The 19,125-nt window shown below is 42.0% G+C and carries 18 protein-coding genes and 1 pseudogene; 13 read left to right on the forward strand and 6 right to left on the reverse strand.

Annotated features, from left to right (window positions below):
• Positions 1 to 169 precede the first annotated feature (169 nt).
• The 4 genes from ATG71_RS06325 to ATG71_RS06345 all read left to right on the forward strand — a co-directional run bounded on the left by ATG71_RS06325 (position 170) and on the right by ATG71_RS06345 (position 2,566).
• The gene (locus ATG71_RS06325; RefSeq protein ID WP_098438902.1) at positions 170 to 517 is read left to right on the forward strand and encodes a 2Fe-2S iron-sulfur cluster-binding protein; all 348 of its coding nucleotides are present in this window, start codon (positions 170 to 172) and stop codon (positions 515 to 517) included.
• A 262-nt stretch (positions 518 to 779) separates the two neighbouring features.
• On the forward strand, positions 780 to 1,259 hold the full coding sequence (locus ATG71_RS06335) for a RidA family protein (protein WP_286162930.1): 480 nt from the start codon (positions 780 to 782) through the stop codon (positions 1,257 to 1,259).
• A gap of 38 nt (positions 1,260 to 1,297) precedes the next feature.
• Positions 1,298 to 2,320 (forward strand): NAD(P)/FAD-dependent oxidoreductase, encoded by a 1,023-nt coding sequence (locus ATG71_RS06340; RefSeq protein ID WP_098438904.1) that lies wholly within the window; start codon positions 1,298 to 1,300, stop codon positions 2,318 to 2,320.
• A 12-nt stretch (positions 2,321 to 2,332) separates the two neighbouring features.
• Positions 2,333 to 2,566 carry a ferredoxin gene (locus tag ATG71_RS06345; RefSeq protein WP_098438905.1) on the forward strand — a complete coding sequence of 78 codons (234 nt, stop codon included), beginning with the start codon at positions 2,333 to 2,335 and terminating at the stop codon, positions 2,564 to 2,566.
• Positions 2,567 to 2,788: 222 nt separating this feature from the next.
• On the opposite strand, the pseudogene ATG71_RS06350 reads toward ATG71_RS06345, so the two are convergent.
• A pseudogene (locus tag ATG71_RS06350) lies at positions 2,789 to 3,319 on the reverse strand (methyl-accepting chemotaxis protein); the annotation flags it as partial.
• 102 nt (positions 3,320 to 3,421) lie between these two features.
• Complete coding sequence (kduD, locus tag ATG71_RS06355; protein WP_098438907.1) at positions 3,422 to 4,183, reverse strand: 2-dehydro-3-deoxy-D-gluconate 5-dehydrogenase KduD; 762 nt, start codon at positions 4,181 to 4,183, stop codon at positions 3,422 to 3,424.
• A 284-nt stretch (positions 4,184 to 4,467) separates the two neighbouring features.
• Here kduD and ATG71_RS06360 point away from each other — a divergent pair, with 284 nt between their 5' ends.
• Positions 4,468 to 4,881 carry a hypothetical protein gene (locus ATG71_RS06360; protein WP_098438908.1) on the forward strand — a complete coding sequence of 138 codons (414 nt, stop codon included), beginning with the start codon at positions 4,468 to 4,470 and terminating at the stop codon, positions 4,879 to 4,881.
• The gene (locus ATG71_RS06365; RefSeq protein WP_098438909.1) at positions 4,859 to 5,854 is read left to right on the forward strand and encodes a DnaD domain-containing protein; all 996 of its coding nucleotides are present in this window, start codon (positions 4,859 to 4,861) and stop codon (positions 5,852 to 5,854) included. Before ATG71_RS06360 ends, ATG71_RS06365 begins: the two co-directional genes overlap by 23 nt.
• A gap of 225 nt (positions 5,855 to 6,079) precedes the next feature.
• Here ATG71_RS06365 and ATG71_RS06370 read toward each other — a convergent pair whose 3' ends face one another.
• Positions 6,080 to 7,441 (reverse strand): DUF4179 domain-containing protein, encoded by a 1,362-nt coding sequence (locus ATG71_RS06370; RefSeq protein ID WP_098438910.1) that lies wholly within the window; start codon positions 7,439 to 7,441, stop codon positions 6,080 to 6,082.
• Complete coding sequence (locus tag ATG71_RS06375; RefSeq protein WP_098438911.1) at positions 7,410 to 7,955, reverse strand: sigma-70 family RNA polymerase sigma factor; 546 nt, start codon at positions 7,953 to 7,955, stop codon at positions 7,410 to 7,412. The genes ATG71_RS06370 and ATG71_RS06375 overlap by 32 nt, the downstream gene beginning before the upstream one ends.
• A 370-nt stretch (positions 7,956 to 8,325) precedes the next feature.
• Here ATG71_RS06375 and ATG71_RS06380 point away from each other — a divergent pair, with 370 nt between their 5' ends.
• The 4 genes from ATG71_RS06380 to ATG71_RS06395 are packed head-to-tail and all read left to right on the forward strand — an operon-like array spanning position 8,326 to position 15,696.
• Positions 8,326 to 11,568 (forward strand): dynamin family protein, encoded by a 3,243-nt coding sequence (locus ATG71_RS06380; RefSeq protein ID WP_098438912.1) that lies wholly within the window; start codon positions 8,326 to 8,328, stop codon positions 11,566 to 11,568.
• A gap of 14 nt (positions 11,569 to 11,582) precedes the next feature.
• Positions 11,583 to 13,532, forward strand: coding sequence for a dynamin family protein (locus tag ATG71_RS06385; RefSeq protein ID WP_098438913.1), 1,950 nt, complete (start codon positions 11,583 to 11,585; stop codon positions 13,530 to 13,532).
• A complete protein-coding gene (locus ATG71_RS06390; protein ID WP_098438914.1) occupies positions 13,529 to 15,304 on the forward strand; it encodes a dynamin family protein in 1,776 nt (591 codons plus the stop codon). The genes ATG71_RS06385 and ATG71_RS06390 overlap by 4 nt, the downstream gene beginning before the upstream one ends.
• Entirely contained in the window at positions 15,301 to 15,696 is a 396-nt protein-coding gene (locus ATG71_RS06395; protein ID WP_098438915.1) for a hypothetical protein, read from the forward strand. Before ATG71_RS06390 ends, ATG71_RS06395 begins: the two co-directional genes overlap by 4 nt.
• 83 nt (positions 15,697 to 15,779) lie before the next feature.
• On the opposite strand, the gene ATG71_RS06400 is transcribed toward ATG71_RS06395, so the two are convergent.
• Complete coding sequence (locus ATG71_RS06400) at positions 15,780 to 16,142, reverse strand: DUF948 domain-containing protein (protein ID WP_098438916.1); 363 nt, start codon at positions 16,140 to 16,142, stop codon at positions 15,780 to 15,782.
• Positions 16,143 to 16,258: 116 nt separating this feature from the next.
• Between ATG71_RS06400 and ATG71_RS23660 the strand changes: the two genes are divergently transcribed.
• The 3 genes from ATG71_RS23660 (at position 16,259) to ATG71_RS06410 (ending at position 17,673) form a co-directional block, all read left to right on the forward strand.
• Complete coding sequence (locus ATG71_RS23660) at positions 16,259 to 16,525, forward strand: IS1096 element passenger TnpR family protein (RefSeq protein ID WP_286162931.1); 267 nt, start codon at positions 16,259 to 16,261, stop codon at positions 16,523 to 16,525.
• 17 nt (positions 16,526 to 16,542) lie between these two features.
• Positions 16,543 to 16,992 carry a plasmid pRiA4b ORF-3 family protein gene (locus tag ATG71_RS23665; protein WP_286162932.1) on the forward strand — a complete coding sequence of 150 codons (450 nt, stop codon included), beginning with the start codon at positions 16,543 to 16,545 and terminating at the stop codon, positions 16,990 to 16,992.
• A 111-nt stretch (positions 16,993 to 17,103) separates the two neighbouring features.
• Complete coding sequence (locus tag ATG71_RS06410; RefSeq protein WP_098438917.1) at positions 17,104 to 17,673, forward strand: hypothetical protein; 570 nt, start codon at positions 17,104 to 17,106, stop codon at positions 17,671 to 17,673.
• An 83-nt stretch (positions 17,674 to 17,756) separates the two neighbouring features.
• Here ATG71_RS06410 and ATG71_RS06415 read toward each other — a convergent pair whose 3' ends face one another.
• Positions 17,757 to 18,803 (reverse strand): bifunctional glycosyltransferase family 2/GtrA family protein, encoded by a 1,047-nt coding sequence (locus tag ATG71_RS06415; RefSeq protein ID WP_098438918.1) that lies wholly within the window; start codon positions 18,801 to 18,803, stop codon positions 17,757 to 17,759.
• Positions 18,804 to 19,125: the final 322 nt, after the last annotated feature.

Raw genomic sequence — 19,125 nt, forward strand, 5'->3', positions numbered from 1 at the left:
GAATCCTCACTCCCATTCACTTGGAATTTTGTATACCAAAAAGTATAGCAGTAGAGGAACGGTTATTCAAATTTAAATTCAGAAAAATTAGAAATAACAAAAATATATTGTCAGAAAATTTCGTTTGTGGTATATTGTATACCAAGAAGGATCAAGGGAGGAATACTCGATGCCTAAAATCAATTATTCTACTAGCGGAAAAGTGCTGGATGTACCTGAAAACTCAAATATATTACGGATGTCTTTACGATACGATGGCGATCTTCCTAACAAATGCGGAGGGGGGATTTGCGGAAGCTGCCTTTGCAAGATCGAGGAGGGAGCGGAGAACCTGGACAATGTGAAGGTTCAGGAACGGAGAAAGCTTGGAGAAGAGTGGCTTGAGAAAGGGTATCGATTAGGGTGCCAAACATTTGTCACCGATGGGGATGTCACTCTTTCATGGGATGAAGAAACCACAAAAGTCGTGAAGAAAAGAAAGCCGGACAAAATCCAAAAGCAAGTAGTCAATAAATAAGAACAACACATTAAATGGAAGAGGTGTAGCGAATGTGGACATGTAAAAAACATGTAACGGAAGCAATTGAGCTATTGGATGTCCCTCATATCCGCAAGGCTCCGGAGGGTGTGAAATGTTCCTTTTGCAATAAACAAGCAAGCCTCAATGTGTTCTATTCTCATCAACCCAGTACATTCAAAACTAAAAGGGAAACGTTCTTGCAAACATCATAATCTGCTGCTTCTTGAATCAATGGCGGTAGCCAGGAAGGAAGATCGATGTGGAGAAACAATTGCTTAAGATTGAAGACAGGTTGGAAGAGATGGGACTCACCCTGCCCGATAAGCCCAAACCATCTGGGCATTACCTGGGTTCTGTCCGAGCAGATCCATTTTTATTCGTCAGCGGGGTAACCTGTAAGTGGAATGGTGATCTCCCTTATAAGGGAAGAGTGGGAGTTGAATTATCCTTAGAGGAAGGATACAAGGCCGCCAAATTGACCACACTCAATCAGCTGGCGATCGTAAAGGATGTATTAGGCTGCTTCAGCCTTATAGAACGCGTCGTAAAAGTCACTGGATATGTCAGTTGTGAAGCAGGTTTTCCAAATGTTCCGAAGGTAATCAATGGTGCATCCGATCTCCTGGTTGAACTGTTCGGAGAGAATGGGAAGCACGCCAGGTGTGCAGTGGGAGTTAGTTCTCTACCAGGTAATGCAGCTGTAGAAACGGATTTGATCCTTTTGTTAAAGAAGTTATAAGTTTTTCCAAACAACGTTGAAGGAAAGGGGTTACTTGCATGGGGGAAGGTCCAGTTTTTGATGTCACAATCATTGGTGGAGGACCGACAGGACTATTCACGGCCTTTTACGCAGGGATGCGGCAGATGAGCGTGAAAATCATTGAAAGTATGCCTCAATTAGGAGGCCAATTGTCGGCTCTGTATCCTGAAAAATATATTTATGATGTAGCAGGGTTTCCTAAAGTGCTTGCAAAGGATTTAGTTGATGGTTTAAAGGAACAAGCTTTTCAGTTCAATCCTTCTGTAGACCTTGGGCAAACGATAGAAAAGGTAGAAAAAATCATTGATGGGTCTTTCTTGTTAACGGCGAATAATGGGGAAGTACATCAGACCAAAACTATCATCGTTACAGCTGGTGCCGGAGCATTTAAGCCACGGATGTTAGGGATTGAGAAAAAGGACGAGGAGTATGAAAATCTCCATTATTATGTCAATGATTTAAAGCGCTTTCAAGGTAGGAAAGTGATGGTATGCGGAGGAGGGGATTCTGCTGTCGATTGGGCGAATATGCTCGAACCGATTGCAAGTGAAGTAACACTCGTTCATAGACGAGATAAGTTCAGGGCCCATGAACACAGTGTTCAGCGATTAATGAATTCGAATGTAAGAATCATGACTCCCTACAATGTGGCTGACCTAAATAGAGAGAGTAATACGATTCGACAAGTTGTCCTTCAACACGCGAAAGAGGAGCGGACTGAACTCGTTGATGTGGATGACGTCCTTGTCAATTACGGCTTCATTTCTTCTCTTGGTCCCATAAAAGAATGGGAGCTTCAAATCGAGAAAAATTCAATTGTCGTTGATTATAAAATGGAGACGAGTATTAAAGGAATCTTTGCCGTTGGGGATATCGCGACCTATCAAGGTAAAATCAAATTGATCGCAACCGGATTTGGTGAGGCACCTGTAGCAGTCAGCCATGCGAAACAATATGTCGATCCCAGTGCACGCGTGCAGCCATTACATAGTACAAGTGTGATGGGGAATGCGGAAAAGAAAGAAACCATCAAAATATAAAGGAGCTTTTAAATGGGTAAATACACGATGATCGATCAGGAAACTTGTATTGCCTGTGGATCCTGCGGAGCATCCTCCCCGGAAGTCTACGATTACGACGAAGAAGGATTGGCCTTTGTCCTGTTAGACAATAACAAAGGCAACACACCGATTCCCGAAGAGTTTATGGAAGATGTTGAAGAAGCATATGAAGATTGTCCGACGGAGTCTATTAAGCTGTCGGATACACCGTTTAATAAAGAATGATGGGACAGGGACAGCACCCTCTTCCAATTTCACGTTCAGGTGAAAGGGAAGATGCTGTTGTCAAAAGCTTCATATATTTGAGGTTGGCTAATAGGTATCAATACTCCCTATTAGCCAACCTCTTTTACTCTATTCAGAAAAAGGAGACTTAACACTCAGTCCACAACCGCTTTTCCATTTAAGAATCGTCCCCGCTCTACCCTTTTCATTTTATGAAGAAGATTATACCTTGAACTTACTACTGACTTCCGCTAACGAAATGCTCGCCTTATTTAAACTGGCAGCCGAGTGTGCGATGGAGTTCAATGCCATCAGTTGTTGTTCCGTTGATGCACTAACCTCTTCGCTGGATGCGGTAGATTGCTTTGCCGGTGCCGAGATACTTTGGATGACCCCCACCACATCATCTTTATGGCTTGTCAGGAATTTCACCTTCTGTGAAATTCCTTGGATTGGTGAAACCATGTTATCAATCATGGATGAAATGGAGTGGAACGCATCTTCAGTTTTTTTGACGACCGGGGTTTGTTCATCGGCATTTTTTCTCGTCGTGTTCATTTCAATGGTGGCCTGATTGGATTGACTTTGAATATCTTGTATGGTCATCCTTACCTGATCCGTTGCCCTGGCTGATTGCTCGGCCAATTTCCTGACTTCCTCAGCTACTACCGCAAATCCTTTCCCGTGTTCCCCGGCTCTGGCCGTATCGATACTTGCATTGAGTACAAGAAGGTTCGTCTGATCGGAGATGGCATTTATGGAATGGATGACGGTATCAATTTCATTTATTTTCATTAATAATCCTTTAAAAAAAATCACCTTCTCAGTGTTTAAAGGTTTTTTTAAAAGGTCAATTTACCTCCCAAGCCAACCCCCATCAACAGCCACCAAATGCCCATGCACATAATTCGAAGCCTCTGAAGCTAAATACACAACGGTCCCTTTAAAATCATCGGGCTCCCCCCATCGATCGGCAGGAATCCGATCAAGAATCTGTTTGTTTCTGATCGGGTCGTCGATTAGGGCGGTATTCATTTCTGTAGCAATATAACCTGGAACGATCGCGTTGACATTGACACCCTTCTTGGCCCATTCATTCGAGAGGGCTTTCGTGAGTTGTGCCACCCCGCCTTTCGCTGCAGCATACGCTGGAACGGTCAATCCTCCTTGGAAAGAGAGAAGGGAAGCGGTGTTGATGATTTTGCCTCCTCCTTGAGCCACCATGTGACGACCGGCCTCCTGACATAATAGCCAGACCACTTTTAAATTGATATTCAGCACGTCATCCCAATCGGATTCAGGGAAATCAACGGAAGGTGAGCGGCGTTGGATGCCGGCGTTGTTTACGAGAATATCAATCTTTCCAAATGTCGAAATCACATTCGGGATAGCGGATTTCACTTCTTTTGGCTTTTCAAGATCGCATGGTATGATGGAGCATTTTCTACCGAGCTGTTCAATTTCTTCCTTCACATCAGTCTGCTCGGGATTCCTTTGAAGTAAGGCAATATCCGCTCCTGCTTCTGCCAGGGCGATTGCCATGGAGCGTCCGATACCCCGTGTTGCTCCTGTAATAGCTGCTACTTTTCCAGTTAGATCGAATAGATTGTTAGTCATATGTATCTCTCCTTTTCTTTTTTTATATTATCATTCTATTAAATTCGGGATAGATGTAACAAATTATGGGAATAGGTACCACTAGAGCCAGTGTGAGATAAAGAATGATATTTTTAGTTAAGACGGTCCAGTTCAACATGCGTATACACCCAGGAGACCTTTCTCTCATCTTACTACAACTGTTAGCGTGTTCCACCCTTGGATTCACTCAAGATTTAAATTCGTGGAATGGTAAGACAGACGGGTAATTGTTCGGATAGGAAATTTGGAAAGGGGTGTGACGATTGAATCTAAACCAAAAGCCGTTGCTCATCATAGCTATCATTCTAGTGGGAGTAGCAACGCTGTATTTTGTATTTAATAGGGTAAACCAAACACCGGAAAGGGTAGTAACGAATATGATCGAGGACCTTAAAGAAAACGAGAAAGTCGAAGGAATCTCAAAGGAAGACCAAAAGAAGCTTCGATACTTTTTTGAATATCCTCGAAAGAAAGACCTAGAGAGTCCGAATACCATTATTAGTGATGACCCGGATAGACCTGAGATTGTGAAAGTGACGTTTGAAATCATCGAGAATAATAAACAAACTGGAATAGAAGCTATATATGAGGGAACTGCTAACATTTACTTAACGAAACAAGGACGTGATTGGGCGGTTGAGGAGGTTGGGGTTAGTGCTTATAGGAGGGAGAGGTAATGGAAGCATGGGGACGGTTCTCGTGCTTCTTTTTTTGTTTGGAAGCAGCAGAACCGTCCCCCTGCTTCTTTCTCTACTTGCGGATATTGTGTATTGGTACCGGCCGACGATGATCTGGGATGAGAGCGGGATGATCACGGGGGCGAGGACGAAATTCAAGGGGGATATGCTGCAGAAAAGCTATCAAGCTTTTACGGATACATATGGTTTTACGAAGCGTCAGGTGAAGGATGCGATTGATTTTCTTGTGGAGCATCATTTGCTTGTGCGTGAGTTCAGGACAATCTCGTCATCCAGTATTATTTTAAGTAATGTGATGTATGTGCAGCCGGTGGCAGAGAATGTAAAACGGGTGTTGGACGAGCGGTGTAATGTCACGGAGCTCGTTTCCATTTGCCTACCAGTTACGTTGGAACGTACCAGCCCGTCCGTTTTAAATGAAGACCAGTTACGTCACGTGGAAGGGGCTCCTAAGGTGGATGGGGGGACGTATACAGAGAGTACTTCAAAGAATCCTTCAGAAAAGAATGAACAACAACAGCGCGCATGCGAGTGTCCGGTTACTTTTTTTAAAGAAAATGAATTTGGCCGGTTGGGGTCTTATATGCAGGGGGAAATCAAATCCTGGTGTGAAAGGCTTTCGGACAGTCTTGTTGTGGAAGCCATGAAGAGAGCGGTTGAGCAGGGTTATGTGAATGCGATCCTTGTGAAGTGGGAGCTGCTGCAGGTGGAGGATGTGGAGGATGCGCGGGAGAAGGAGAATCAGGGTATGGTTGAGAAAATGTTTAACAAACCCTCACGCAGTGCTGGACGGAAACCGATACGGACGGAGCTGCTGCCGGGTTGGTTTACGGAAGAGGGGATTGTGGAAGCACCGGATGAATCGTTTGACGAAGATTTTGAAGTGGAGAAGGCGAAGTTGATGGCGGAGCTTGAAGTGTTTCGGGAGCGTGGGGCGGGTGTCATCATGTGAAATGAATGGAAGCAGGGGGACGGTTCTGTTGCTTCTTTAAGGGATATCTTCGGAAGCAGAAGAACCGTCCCTTTGCTCCACGGGGAGTTAAACAAACGTTTGGTTAGATTGTGGCAGCGTTGAGATAGAAGGGTTTGGAAAGGTAAACGAATGTTTAAGGGAAGCGAGGGGACGCTTCCTTTTCCGGCATTTAAAAGGGGGAGGCTGAAAAACCTTCCCCATGCTTCACTCTAAATCAATCTTAACTTCATCTAATTCAACAGGAATATTGGCACTTAACGAGCCTAGTTCAGCTCTTAAGACGTAATTGTTCAGGCTGAAACCATCTATTTTACTGATATCAAATGTACTTCTGAATCGTAATTCATCCTTTTGGGTGGTTTTGACGGAGTGTTTGATAGGCTCTTCATAGATTTCCTTTTCTGCTTCCTTCACTAAGCTGATATTATTTTGGGCGAAATCTTTAAAGAAGCTAAAGTCTTTGTTCATGGCATCACCGTTATTCCATTGGAAGTCGACGGCAAGGGTTTGATCATCGACTGTAATATTTTCAATCGTAACAGCCAGATTTTGTCTAGCTGCCTTCACTTGGATAGGGGTTGACGCATTCAGTGGAACATATTGATCCGTTTCGTTTAGGGCTACTTTCGGGTGAATCTCCAGATACTTTGTTTTCCCTTGTACCGATTGTGGAAGGATGCTTCTTCCTTTAACCATGTATTGGTCCCCATTTTTCGTCGTTTCCAAGTCAATACCATCCATGGAAAGGTTCATTTCATTTCCTTTGTCATCATAGACTTCCAGGCGCACTTGATCATGTTTTCCTTGAGCCGGAAATGTTGCCGTGTAGTTAATGGCGGTCGATGCTTTCCCAAGGATGATCGAGTCAAAATGAACGTTCACACCTGACAGGTTTTCACTGCTATTTTTATCTAGAGTGAGGGTTTCATAAGGCAGCTGTTTAATTGGGACATCGAACCTCCAGTTTCCTTCTTTCCCGCCAATCGTTTTGAATTCAAGGGGGATGGTGGTGTCTGATGGCAATTCCGATTTTGGATAACTTAGTTGGAGATGACCGATATAGCCATCATCTGTCTTTTCCATATGAACGAGTTCTTTACTATCTGAAATTCCTTGATCTCCATCAAAAATCTCATAAAACCCAGCGACCTCACCAGTTTTTTCCTCTGTATTCATCTTCCCATTTGCTTTAAACGTAACTCCTACAACCGCTCCGTCATAATAGGCGTTGGTAATCGAGACATCGATCCCTTTACTGCTGGCGGTTTGATTGAGTTCCGATATCAGTTCTTTTGATTGCAAGCTCCTTCCAACGGAATCGTTGAAGGTTTCATAGACCTTCCCGAGTAAAGGGACATCCGCCATAACATGGGACAGAGAAGGAGAAAGGAAGCTGGAAGAAACGAGAAGGGATGCAGCTGCTACGGACGACCATATAGCGGTTTTCTTTTTCGTTTTATGTGGTTCGGACTCAGCCCGGTTCATGCCGTTCTGGATGGATTTTAAAACATCCTCCTGGGGCACTTCAATCTTTTCATATGCTTCTTGAAATGAGTTTTTCTCCATTGTGGTTCATTCCTCCTAACAATTTTTTCAATCTTTCTTTCCCTCTGCTCAGATAGGTTTTCACCGAATTTTCTGGTATGTTCATGATTTTGGCCACTTCAGTTATTGGGAGATCCTGAAAGTAGAAAAGAATAATCGCGTCTTTATGTTTTTCATTTAGCTGGTTGACGGCATCTATTAGGTCCAGACTCTCGATTTCTTGTTCCGCTCGATCAACGGTTCTCTCTTTTACAATGTCTAGAGGAATTTCTTTCTTCTTTTTATTTAATACCTCATAAGAACAATGGATCAGGATCCTCGTTAGCCAGGTTAAGAAGTATTTCTCATTTTTCAAATTGCCGATTGACTTAAACGCTTTGTAAGATGCCTCCTGAACCACATCCAGGGCGTCTTCACGATTTCTGACATACAAGAACGCCGTGCGGTACAACTGATCACTATGCAATATAAGAAGCTCCTGAAGGCACTTTTTATTTCCCTTTATGGCCTTCCTGATAAGACTAAGTTCATTCACTGTTTGCCTCCTTTTTGATTATTAGAGTGGGGATGGGATGAATAAGTTTCAAGTTTTTTTGTTTTGGGAGCGTGGGGGGAGCGTGGGGACGGTTCTCTTGCTTCCTTTTGGGGCATTTGGGAGAAGGAGTAGGAGGAATACATCGCTATCGCGATGGTTGGAATATTTCTACCGACTATAATAGGAATTTGATGACATTGTTAGCGTATGAAAGAGTAGGTTTATTCTATGGATTGTTTTGGTTGGCGATTAAACAATACCACAAAAAGGGAAGCGGAAGAACCGTCCCCTTGCTTCTTAAACAGTTACAATATATTACATAATAGGATATAATTTTAAGATATCATATATACAGAAAAGAGAATCTTTTATGAATTGGAAAAAAGGGATTAGAGAAGGAATTAATCGTTGGATCGGGTTAAGTTCAAATGAAGAGAAGTTTATAGGGATACAGAGGGAATTGACTGGAATTTCAGCGGATATCGACGATGAATTGATAGTTATGATTGCTGGTGAATTCAAGTCGGGTAAGACGACGTTTATTAATGCCCTATTAGGTGAAGAGGTATTGTCCTCAAGTGTTACACCTGAAACGGCTATGGTGACAAAGCTTAAGTATGGAGAAGAGAAGAAGGTTGTTGGCCACTTCGTTGATGGTTCTACAAAGGAATATGATCCTTCCTGGCTGGAGGAACTCACGGCTGAAAGAGAGGGGAAGAGCAAGTTTATTCGTACCCAATTGGCTTTCGTGGAATACTACTTGCCTTTTCCCATACTCCAAACCTTCACGATTGTGGATAGTCCGGGATTAACTTCCTTACATAAAGATCATACCAGGGCAACGGAACAGTTCTTAAAGCGGGCAGATGTCGCCATTTGGTTATTCCACTCAATGAATGTCGGTACGTCGACTGAGCTTGATTGGCTGAAGAAGCTGCAAGAGTATGACATTAAACCGATTGCGCTCGTCAATCATATTGATCAATTGGATGATGACGAGGATGAGTTGGAGAGTTTCTTGGATTTCAACTATAGACGATTATATCCATTGGTCGATGAGTTGATAGGAGTATCTGCCAAAGAGGCGCTGACAGGTAAACTGGAGAATGATCCAGAACTGTTGGAGTGGAGCAATTGGGGGAAGGTGGAGGAACTGTTCCAAAACCTGAAGGGACACTCTGATCAAAAGGCAGAACGGGTGTTTCAGAGATTGAAAGAGCCTCTTGCTATGCTGGATCAAGTGTTGTTAGAAGAAAAGGCCACTTTTTTCTTGCAGAAGAATTTTGTTAAAATCAAGGAATTTCACTCCTACTTATACCCATCGCTTATGAAAGAAAAGGAACAAATACAGAACGAGCAAGAGAAAACAGATCGACTGAGGGAAAGCTGGTTAAGTATATTAAAAACCGCTCAGAATAGTACTACACCGGAAAAATATAAAGATTCTATCTTATCGAATCTTACAGACTCCTCTAAACGAAAGAACCTTGAGAAGAATTGGGGAGATCAAGTAGTTCCGAAGCTACATACTTATCAATCAAGCATTTCAGCACATCAAAAAGAATATGAGAGTTTAGTAGAAGAGAGAAAAGTGCTGGAGGATGACTGGTCAAAGCTCTATACATCCCGATATTTTAATGTGGGTAAAATTGAAAAGTACGCTGCCAGACAGGATCAATTCAATCGTCGGATAGAGAAATTCACTAGTAGAACGAAACAAATGAAACAGGAAAGACGTGAACTGGACAAAGCCCTTTCCTCCCTTGATAAAAAGATTGAATCCGTCATCCAAGCTGATATCGATACAGCCGTGAACAAGGTGAGTAAGCGGATGTCAGATTGGAATGAGCGGGTAGATGAAATAAAGATTTCCTATCAAGAGGTTACGTTAGATAGAACTAATCAACTCGTTAATTTCTTTGCATGGATAAGGTCCTTCATAGATGAGGTGAAACCTTTTATGAGTACTGAGGAAGATCCCATCACTTCCATGCCTTCTTATAACCAGAGCCAACGGTTGCTTGAAGATATAGAAGACTTTCATGATGACTTTCCGTATCATGAATTCAGGAATACTTATGCTTCCTTTCAATCCCTTCCGCATCTAAAACGAGAGGTGTCCAGCCCCTTGACTGTACCCGGATGGTTGAGTGGATTTCTTCCACCCCTTCATATGTATTCCGTGCCTTCTCTTAAACACGATCCCGATGGAGTCATGAGAGCTATTAGAGAGAGATGGAATAAGTGGATTGGGCGTATGGTCGGCCTTGCCGTTGTTGCCTTTATTGCATTTACTGTTTTCCATCAATCTGTACCTACTTCGAGTGATGAGTTATGGGATGAAGATTCTTCTTATATGGAAGATGATGATCAGTCTTTGGCAGCAGAGCAGGTATCCGACGAGGTTGAGGACAGTGGAGGTCTTGAAGAGTTATTTGATCGGGAGGACGTTCAAGAGTTGCTAACCCTTCTTCATAATGAAATGGAAAGTCCCTCTGGTTCTCTGGATACCTTGTACAGTGACTTTTTCACGGATGAGGGATGGGAGGAATTTCTTCCCTTTCAAGATGTCCTAATTGATAGTGTTCTGGAAGAGATAACGGGTGAAGACGTGGAGTATTCATCAGACGCTATTTATGTTACAACGACCGAGCGCTATTCCTGGCAGGAAGCGGAGAGGAGTTTCAGCGTTCGATACTCTCTGATACAAGATGAGTATGATTCAGATCAACTCAAGGTAAGCGGCATTACCTATTCCCTGAAGGATGAATCGTTCAATGAATTCGCAGTGGATCAAGAATCCATTTATGCATTCATGGATGATTATCGAAGCGAGTACATGAAGGCGTTGAATGCTGAAGACTTTTCATATGTTGAACCGTATTTTTCACAGGGTACCGTTGAATATCAGGAAATGCAGGAATATTTCCTGTCTCTTGAAGGAAAGGGATATGTCTTTGAACCTGGGGAAAACCAAGTAACTGATATCATGTATGAGGATAAGAATCAGTATACTGTAAATTGCTTTGAGACGTTTACATTCGTAAATGATAAAGGTGTCAAAACCTATTTTGAAAGAAAAAAAGAGTATAAGTTAAAGGCTGTGGCTGACAATGATTTTGTCATAGATGATATTATCATTCAGGATACACAAAAGGAAATCGTGGAGGACGAAGAAGAGGAAGCTTCATCAGATGATACGGAGTCAGAATCAGACTCTTACGTTCATGCCACACGAGAAGAAGTAACGGAAATGCTCATTAATTATTATCGTGAATATGAGGAAGCGTTCAATAGTAAAGGCTTTTCATATGTCGAACATTACTATGAGCCGAATTCTGACCGGTATATGGAAGAGGAGGCCTATCTGTCAAAGGCGATAGCGAAGAATATCAGCATGAGAAACCTAGACTTTGAAGTGAAGTCGATGGACATAGTAGACAATGATACATTCCTGGCGACGGTCCATCTCGAGGACGAGTATCACTATCAGGATAAGCCCGGGGAGAAGAAGAACGTGAGAATTGAATTCCTCATTGATGTGACAGGGGAAGGAAGTATCCAAATAGCGGATATGCCATATTTCAATATTATGAAAACTACGCCTCTATAAGAAAGGATCAAACCATGACATTTTCGTTAAACACCTACAAGACGACCCAGACCCACTTATTGGATCAAGTGAATGATTTTCAAAAACTATTGAATGAAATGAAATTAGACATAGAGCTTCGCAAATTAAAGGATATTAAGAGGAATATGTTGGAAGAAAGGTTTCAGGTCGTTGTGGTAGGCGAGTTCTCCAGGGGGAAATCAACGTTCATTAATGCACTCCTGGGTAAGAAGATCCTCCCTTCTTCAGCCAAACCGACTACTACCATCTTAAACAAGATTGTATATGGTTCTGAACCCGGGATTACATTACACTTTCATCATTCCAAAGAACCACAAAGGAAGGTGACAGAAGAAGTATTTGCTAAGCTTGTCGCTCCTAAAGAACCGATTCCGGGGGATACAGAAACCGAAAGAGAATACGAGAAACAAGTCCAATTCCTCCAGAAGATTAAATATGCAGAAATTGCCCATCCATTGCCTTTTTCCGAAAATGGGGTAGAAATCATCGACACGCCAGGAACAAATGATTTGGACCCGGCGCGTGAAGAAATCACAAATAATATCATACCTAAATCAGATGCAGCTATCTTGATTCTATCTGCCTTGAAAATTTTATCTGAATCAGAGCTCAGTTTCTTGCGTGACAGGCTGCTGGCCAATGATATCCAGAAAATCTTCGTGGTGGTGAATTTCAAGGATCAGCTTGAGAGCAAAGAAGATGAACGCAAAGTAATGGATTTCGCTTATCGGCATCTGAAGGAAGTTCTACAGCAGCCGAAAATATATATGGTAGCTGCCAAGCAGGCTTTAAATGCCAGGAGAGAACAGAATGGGGAAAAACTTGAGACGAAAAGGGGACGCCGGATTCCCGTGTGGAATCTTGAAGATACGGGGTTCATCGATCTCGAAAACAGTCTTGCGGATTTCCTTCAATATGAAAGAGGGGCCGTTAAATTACAAAAGCCTGTTCAGCAGATGACCAAGTTGATTAAAGAGATTAAAGACAAACATATATCACTTGAACGAAATGCCTTGGGAACAAAAAAAGTCGGCCTTAAAGAAAAAGTGGAAAAGTTTAGACCTAAGTTGGCAAAAGTCCAAGAGGTCGGGAATGAAGCCCAGAAAAAACTATACATGGAACTGAAAAAGGAAGAGCAGAACCTTGTCCACTGGTATCAAAAGGAAACCGAGAGGATCTATTCGAAAGGTCTGGAAACTTTCGAAGAATACCGTTACTTAAGCGTAAATGAGATCAGCAGAAAAGTTGAGAATACGATTGCCCCATTGGAAAGAGCCCTTCATGTTAAAAAGAAAAATAAAATGACAGATACAGCAAAAGCATGTATTCACCATCTGTCAAAAGAGCTGAATCAGGAATGGGGTAAATTGGAAGGTGAATTACTCAACTTAGGAAGTGGGACAAATGAAGACTCCCTCCTTCCGGTTCTCGTGGAGAGCAGCGAAAAAGAATCGTACAGTCTTTTTGATGAGATTTTTGAAGAATTGGACGAAGCTTGGAGTAAGAGTGATAGTTTGTTAGGGAAAGTAGCCATCGGGGCAGGGTTTGTCGTTACTGCCGTGGCCGGGGGATTGGCGTTCCTCTTCAAAGCGGGATGGTCCTGGCTCACAGGTGAGAATGAAAAAACGAGGTTTAAACGAAATTTGATTGAACAGTTTGAGGCATCCAAAAAGAAAAAGATGACGGCCTTCAAAAAAGAGTGGAGCAATATGAGTGAGGGGATTCGCAGTCAATACAAGGAGATCGTCGGTCAAAATATTCAACAAATGAATCATCAGCTGAATCAGTTGATCAAAACGACTCAATTAGAAGAAAAAGATATTCACAAGATGATCGATATCCTTAATCACCGAGAGTCAAGATTAACACAGATTGAAAAAGAACTCCCACGTCTTTTACAACCATTACAGACCAAAACAATGGAAAGAGCTGGCGCACTATGAGAAATGACCTGGAAGATTTAAAAAAAGTCGTGGACCAAACGACCATGAAGCTAACATCCGTATTACCGAATAGTTCACAGGTAAAGCCTTTAAAAGAATTGGAAGAAGATATGATACAAGATTACTATACCATCATGGTGGTTGGTGAATTTAAACATGGGAAATCAACTTTCGTCAATGCCTTATTGGGGCAGGACATCATGCCGAGAGATGTGACACCTACTACTGCAACGATTAACGCGGTTTTTCATGGAAGCGGACATGACATGCATATTGTGAAACAAAATGGAGAAGTGGAGAAACAAAAAGTTTCTATTGAAGAATTAAACAAATATACGGCGTCCTCAGACTTTCATCCGGAGGAAGTAAAATATATCAAATTATTTTTGGATGTACCATTATTAAAGGAACGGATCATATTAATTGATACTCCAGGTGTAAATGATTTAAGTGAACAACGGGCAGAAGTGACCCATCAGTTCCTGCCTCGTGCAGATGTGATCATCTTTATGTCTTCACTGACAGCGGCCATAAAAAAATCAGAGCAGGAATTCATTGAAAATAGAATAAAGAAAATTGGATTTGACCGGACCATCTTTGTGATGAATTTCTTGGATCAAATCGATGAAGATGAACTGGATGACGTAATTGAATTCTCAGAAAGACGGATTCAAGGTCTTACAGGTGTAAGCAGTCATAAAGTGTTTCCGGTATCAGCGAAAGAAGCACTCCAAGGTAAATTGACCAACGATCATGAGCTTATACAAGATTCAGGGATAGAAGAGATTGAAGCTGAAATCAAGAAGAGGATCGAATCAAGCTCGAGAAAACAAGAGAAGATAAAACGACTTCAGGCAAGGATTGCTGACATACATGAGGTAATCCTTCGCGAAATCGAAACAGTGGAAGAACTTGCAGAGAGTTCCCTGGAAGAATTGAGGGAACAGCTGCTAAAAGTGGAGGACTGGTTCGGGAACCGCTCGAAGTGGGAGGAACAATTACAACATTACCTTTATGAAAGAGAAGAAGAAATAAATTTTTTGGTCGGGAAATCCTTTCAATACTTTGGAGACAAAGTGAAAGAAGATATCGAACATAAGATCAATCTTTTTCAAGGAGCGGATGTAAAGTTCCTTGTAGAAAGCCAAATCCCTCACACGATACGTTCTCATTTCAATCAATGGATTGACCAATACAGTGACCACATTCACCAACTATTCGTGAAGCTGGAGAAAGAAGTTTCAGAAGGACTGTCCCGTTCGTTTCAGCAGGCGGTAAAGGTGCAGGCATACAGAGGAGAAAGTCTGCGCTTTAAAGGGGATATACCCATTCTGAATGCCAGCAGCGGGAATGCCAATGTGAAAGCGGGTGTGTTGGTGGGCGGGGTCGGTTCCCTTGCACTATTGCTAGGAGGACCGTTCTTCCTTCCTGTAGTGGGAATGGCGGGACTTCCATACATTTCTCAAAAGATTGCCGAAAAGCAATTATCTACTATTAAACCCGACCTTATATATGCGGTCCATAATCAGCTTAACGTATTGCTTGATGATTTTAAAAATCAATTGAACCAGTATATTCGAAAGGGAATCGATGATATTAAAGGAAACGCTCTAGAAGAATTCAGCCGTTTGTTAACGAGCTACCAAATGATACTTAAACAAGAAACAGAGAGAAACCAAACAGAGGCTTCTCACATCCATGCGCATAGTGAAATAGTAAAAGAATTGAAACATTATCTAAAAGAGTTGAGAAAGGAAGAGGCATTATCATGACAGGATGGGAAAACAATACGAATGATCTATCTGCAACATTCGATCAAGATTTTGGTTCAGGCACAGAGTTAATTCATACAGATAACTCATATCATGCAGTGGATCTGGGTTCTGCAGGCTCCTATACGGGGAATGGTCAAGATATTTATCACTACTCAGATCCGTTAAAGTACACACATCAATTTGAATTTAAGCCACTAAATCTTGGTTCAGAAAATGTTCACTTTGTTGAACCTCACTACGTAGATCCTTACATACGGAAAGATGGAACCCTGGTAGAAGGCTATTTCCGTGATGGAGATGGGAATTCCTCCATAGACACCCCACTGGAACAGGGTGGCGGGTATATAAGGAGTAACCCGGATGGGAATCCTTTTAATAATTTGAAATAGGAAGCAGGGGGAAGCAAGGGGACGGTTCCCTTGCTTCCTCTTCTCGTATTTCAAAGAGGAAGCAGAAGAACCGTCCCCCTGCTTCACTTCAACTTAATCTGAATCGAATCCCTTTCCTGGGTATGGATGGTCTTCGGGGGACTTTTTTGTAATGCGGTCCTTTTTACCGAGTTGGTCACATTGTGCAACATATCACCCACATCATGTACGGATTCGATTAATGGGTCGACGGCTTTCATTTTTCCTTTTACATCATCGGAAATTTGGTTGGCTGTATGGATCAGTTCTTCTGCCTCGCCTGTGATGCCATTCACGGCATTCCTCGTATCAGACAGCGTCTTTTCCGTTTCCGCCAGTGTTGTCATTACTTTTCTTAATGTCATAATTAAATAGACGACGAGAATGGTGAATGCGACGGCTGCAATTACAGCACTCCATTCAAGCATGGGGACCAGCTCCTTTCGTATACTTTAAATTTATGGGGTATGAAGGAGGGTTATTCCTTTGGGGAGAAGTTTACATCTTCTCTGAAATGAAACTCTTAAATAGGAGGGAATCTGAATTGAAATCATACATTGTCAAAATCGAATTAGAAGAGTCCGATCCGTTGATATGGAGAAGAGTCATCATGCCAGCGGGAGCGACATATAGGAGGCTTCATGACGTCATTCAGAACGTGACGAATTTCCAAAGCGGTTATCCAAGTGAAGGTTATCACCTCTATAATTCGACCTCACGAAAGATCAAAAGATTGTCACGGACCATGAAGAAGCTTATCTTGAGCATCAGCACTATAAGAAAAACAAGGCCACGTATGAAGAAAGGCTAAAATCGGTGCCACCAGAAATGTTTGAATTCGAAAAGAATGCCCTGGAAAGACTGAAGATCGAAGTGCGGAAACCTACTGGGTTAAAGATCGATGAGTATCTGGAGAAGTATGGAGAGATCCGGTATGCCTATGATTTCGGTGATGGCTGGCAGTTCACCATTAAGCTTGAGGAGATTGTCGACGATTACTACTTTGGTTACCCAACCCTCTTGGATGGAGAAGAGACATCTCCCCCTGAAGATGTAGGCGGGTTGCATGGTTTTTATGAATTTCTTAAAGCCTATCGTGATGAGAGGCACCCGGAACACCAGCAAATGAAAATGTGGGCCAAATCCGTATACTTCAGGGAATATGATCCTGATTGGATCAATAACATACTCAAAGGACTTAACTATAAAAAGACCGAGTGGAATAAAATCAATCATGAAAATTATATGATTATTGAGGATAAGTATCGGAAGAGTTAGGAAACGTGGGGACGGTTCTGTTGCTTCCTACCCCCCTCAAAAAACGGAAGGCCCACCGAATAAAATAAAGGAGAATTTTGCGAAATCCTTAAACAAAAAGGAGAAGTATCAATGACTATCAACGTTAAAAAGTGTCCGGCCTGCGGTAGTAAGGATACTTTGCCGATTCTCTACGGTGAACCAGCCCTTACGTATCCAAATCAGGAAAATGAAAAGTTTAAGCTGGGCGGGTGTTATGCATTAGTGGGTGGCCCTGAATTTTATTGTAAGCATTGTGAAAACCAGTGGAATAGGGAGGAAGCCATTAAAGCGGAATATGACAAGGTTAGTAGGCTGAAAGCTTCAGTGGGAGGATTCTTCGGTAACTCATACATGATTGACATTCAGTTGGATCAATTCCAGCTTTCGTGGAACCAACAGAATGAAGATGGGGAAACGGCGATTCGCAAATCGATAAGAAGGAAAACGGCTGACAATCTAAAAGCGGAGCTTAAGAGGCTGGACTTACTGAACTGGAAAGCGAAGTACGTAGAGCTGGGCGTCCTTGATGGTACCCATTGGAGGGTGGAAATCCACCAGGGGGACCGAAAGATAATAAAACAGGGAGACAACCGGTTCCCAAAAGAATGGACAGAATTTTGCAGGTTGATGAGAAAAATTTCAGGGAAGAGGTTTTCATGATTGGTAGATTGGGAGAAGCAAGGGGACGGTTCTCTTGCTTCTTTTGTATATTCTGGGGAAGCAGAAGAACCGTCCCCCTGCTTCTATTTGAATACCCATTCTCGTTGAATGACAAAACTAATAAGGAATAAAAGGGAATCTACTATAATCTTGATAAATACCTCTCCTGAACTGACCGCTGAATAGATATACTGTACAGCCAGAGCTGAGATCCCCATCTGCACAATACTGAGGGCATAGTATTTGATCATCGTATGGGATGAGTTTGATTGAAATACTACATTTCTATTAATCATAAAATTGATGAATGAAGATAGAACTCTTGCCAGAACCGTTGAAACAATGATGAAGGATTCTGGTAGTGTATCCTTTAGCATCAACGTGAAAAACGTAAATAATAGGATATCCACCCCAAATGATGCAAAGGAAGACACGATGAACTTTAAGAAAACGGAATAGATTTTGATAGAATCCTTGATTGGATTAAAATGAGACGACTTATTCTCTTCTATATAGATCGTTTTAATCTTCACTTCTTCAATCTTAATATTCTTCTTCTTACATTCTAGTAACATGTTCATCTCGTATTCGTAGCGGTCACCTTTTACCTCTAGAAGATCATCCACATACACTGCCGGTATTCCTCTCAAACCCGTTTGTGTATCGGAAACGTTAATTCCACTGGCGAACTTGACCACGACTTTCGTAAGGTTATTTCCAAAACGGCTCCTCAAAGGAATATTTTCTTCTGAGAAATTTCTGGATCCCAATACTAAGCTATTAGGATGGTCTTCTAATTTAGCAGCGACCTTCTTCATATCTTCTACTGTATGCTGACCATCAGAGTCAATGGTAATAAGCCCAAGTGAATCATGATAATGATCTTTAAAATATGCAAAGGCCGTTTTTAAAGCCTGACCTTTCCCTTGATTGACACTATGATATAAGACCACACATTCATCAATGCCCTCCAACTCTCTAAAAATGCCGGCACATTCTTCTTTACTACCATCATTTACAACAATAACTCGTGAAAAATGTGCTGCCATAATGTCATCAACCAACATTTTCAATTTCTCATCAGGGTTATAAGCGGGAATGACGATGACCATATCAACAATGGATTTCATTTTGTTTCCTCCCAGAAAATTCAATCTATCCCACTATATCTAACCCTATAAAAAAACACAAGAAGCAGGGGGAAGCAGGGGGACGGTTCTGTTGCTTCTATATCTTCTTCCGTGGTGTGTCTACGCAAATAGCCTCCTAGAATTCTACTCTATGGAGGTGGTGTATTTTTGGGAATAAGAATAATGGTATACAAATATGAGGAATTCGATGATATAACAGGCACATTAAAAAGTACGTTCTTTCTACGGATTGTTTGGTTTGGCGATTAAACAATACCACAAAAGAACATACTTTTTTTTGCTTTTTTTTTAGGTGGAAGGA

The organism is Bacillus sp. es.034 (genome assembly GCF_002563655.1).
Classification (GTDB): domain Bacteria; phylum Bacillota; class Bacilli; order Bacillales; family Bacillaceae_B; genus Rossellomorea.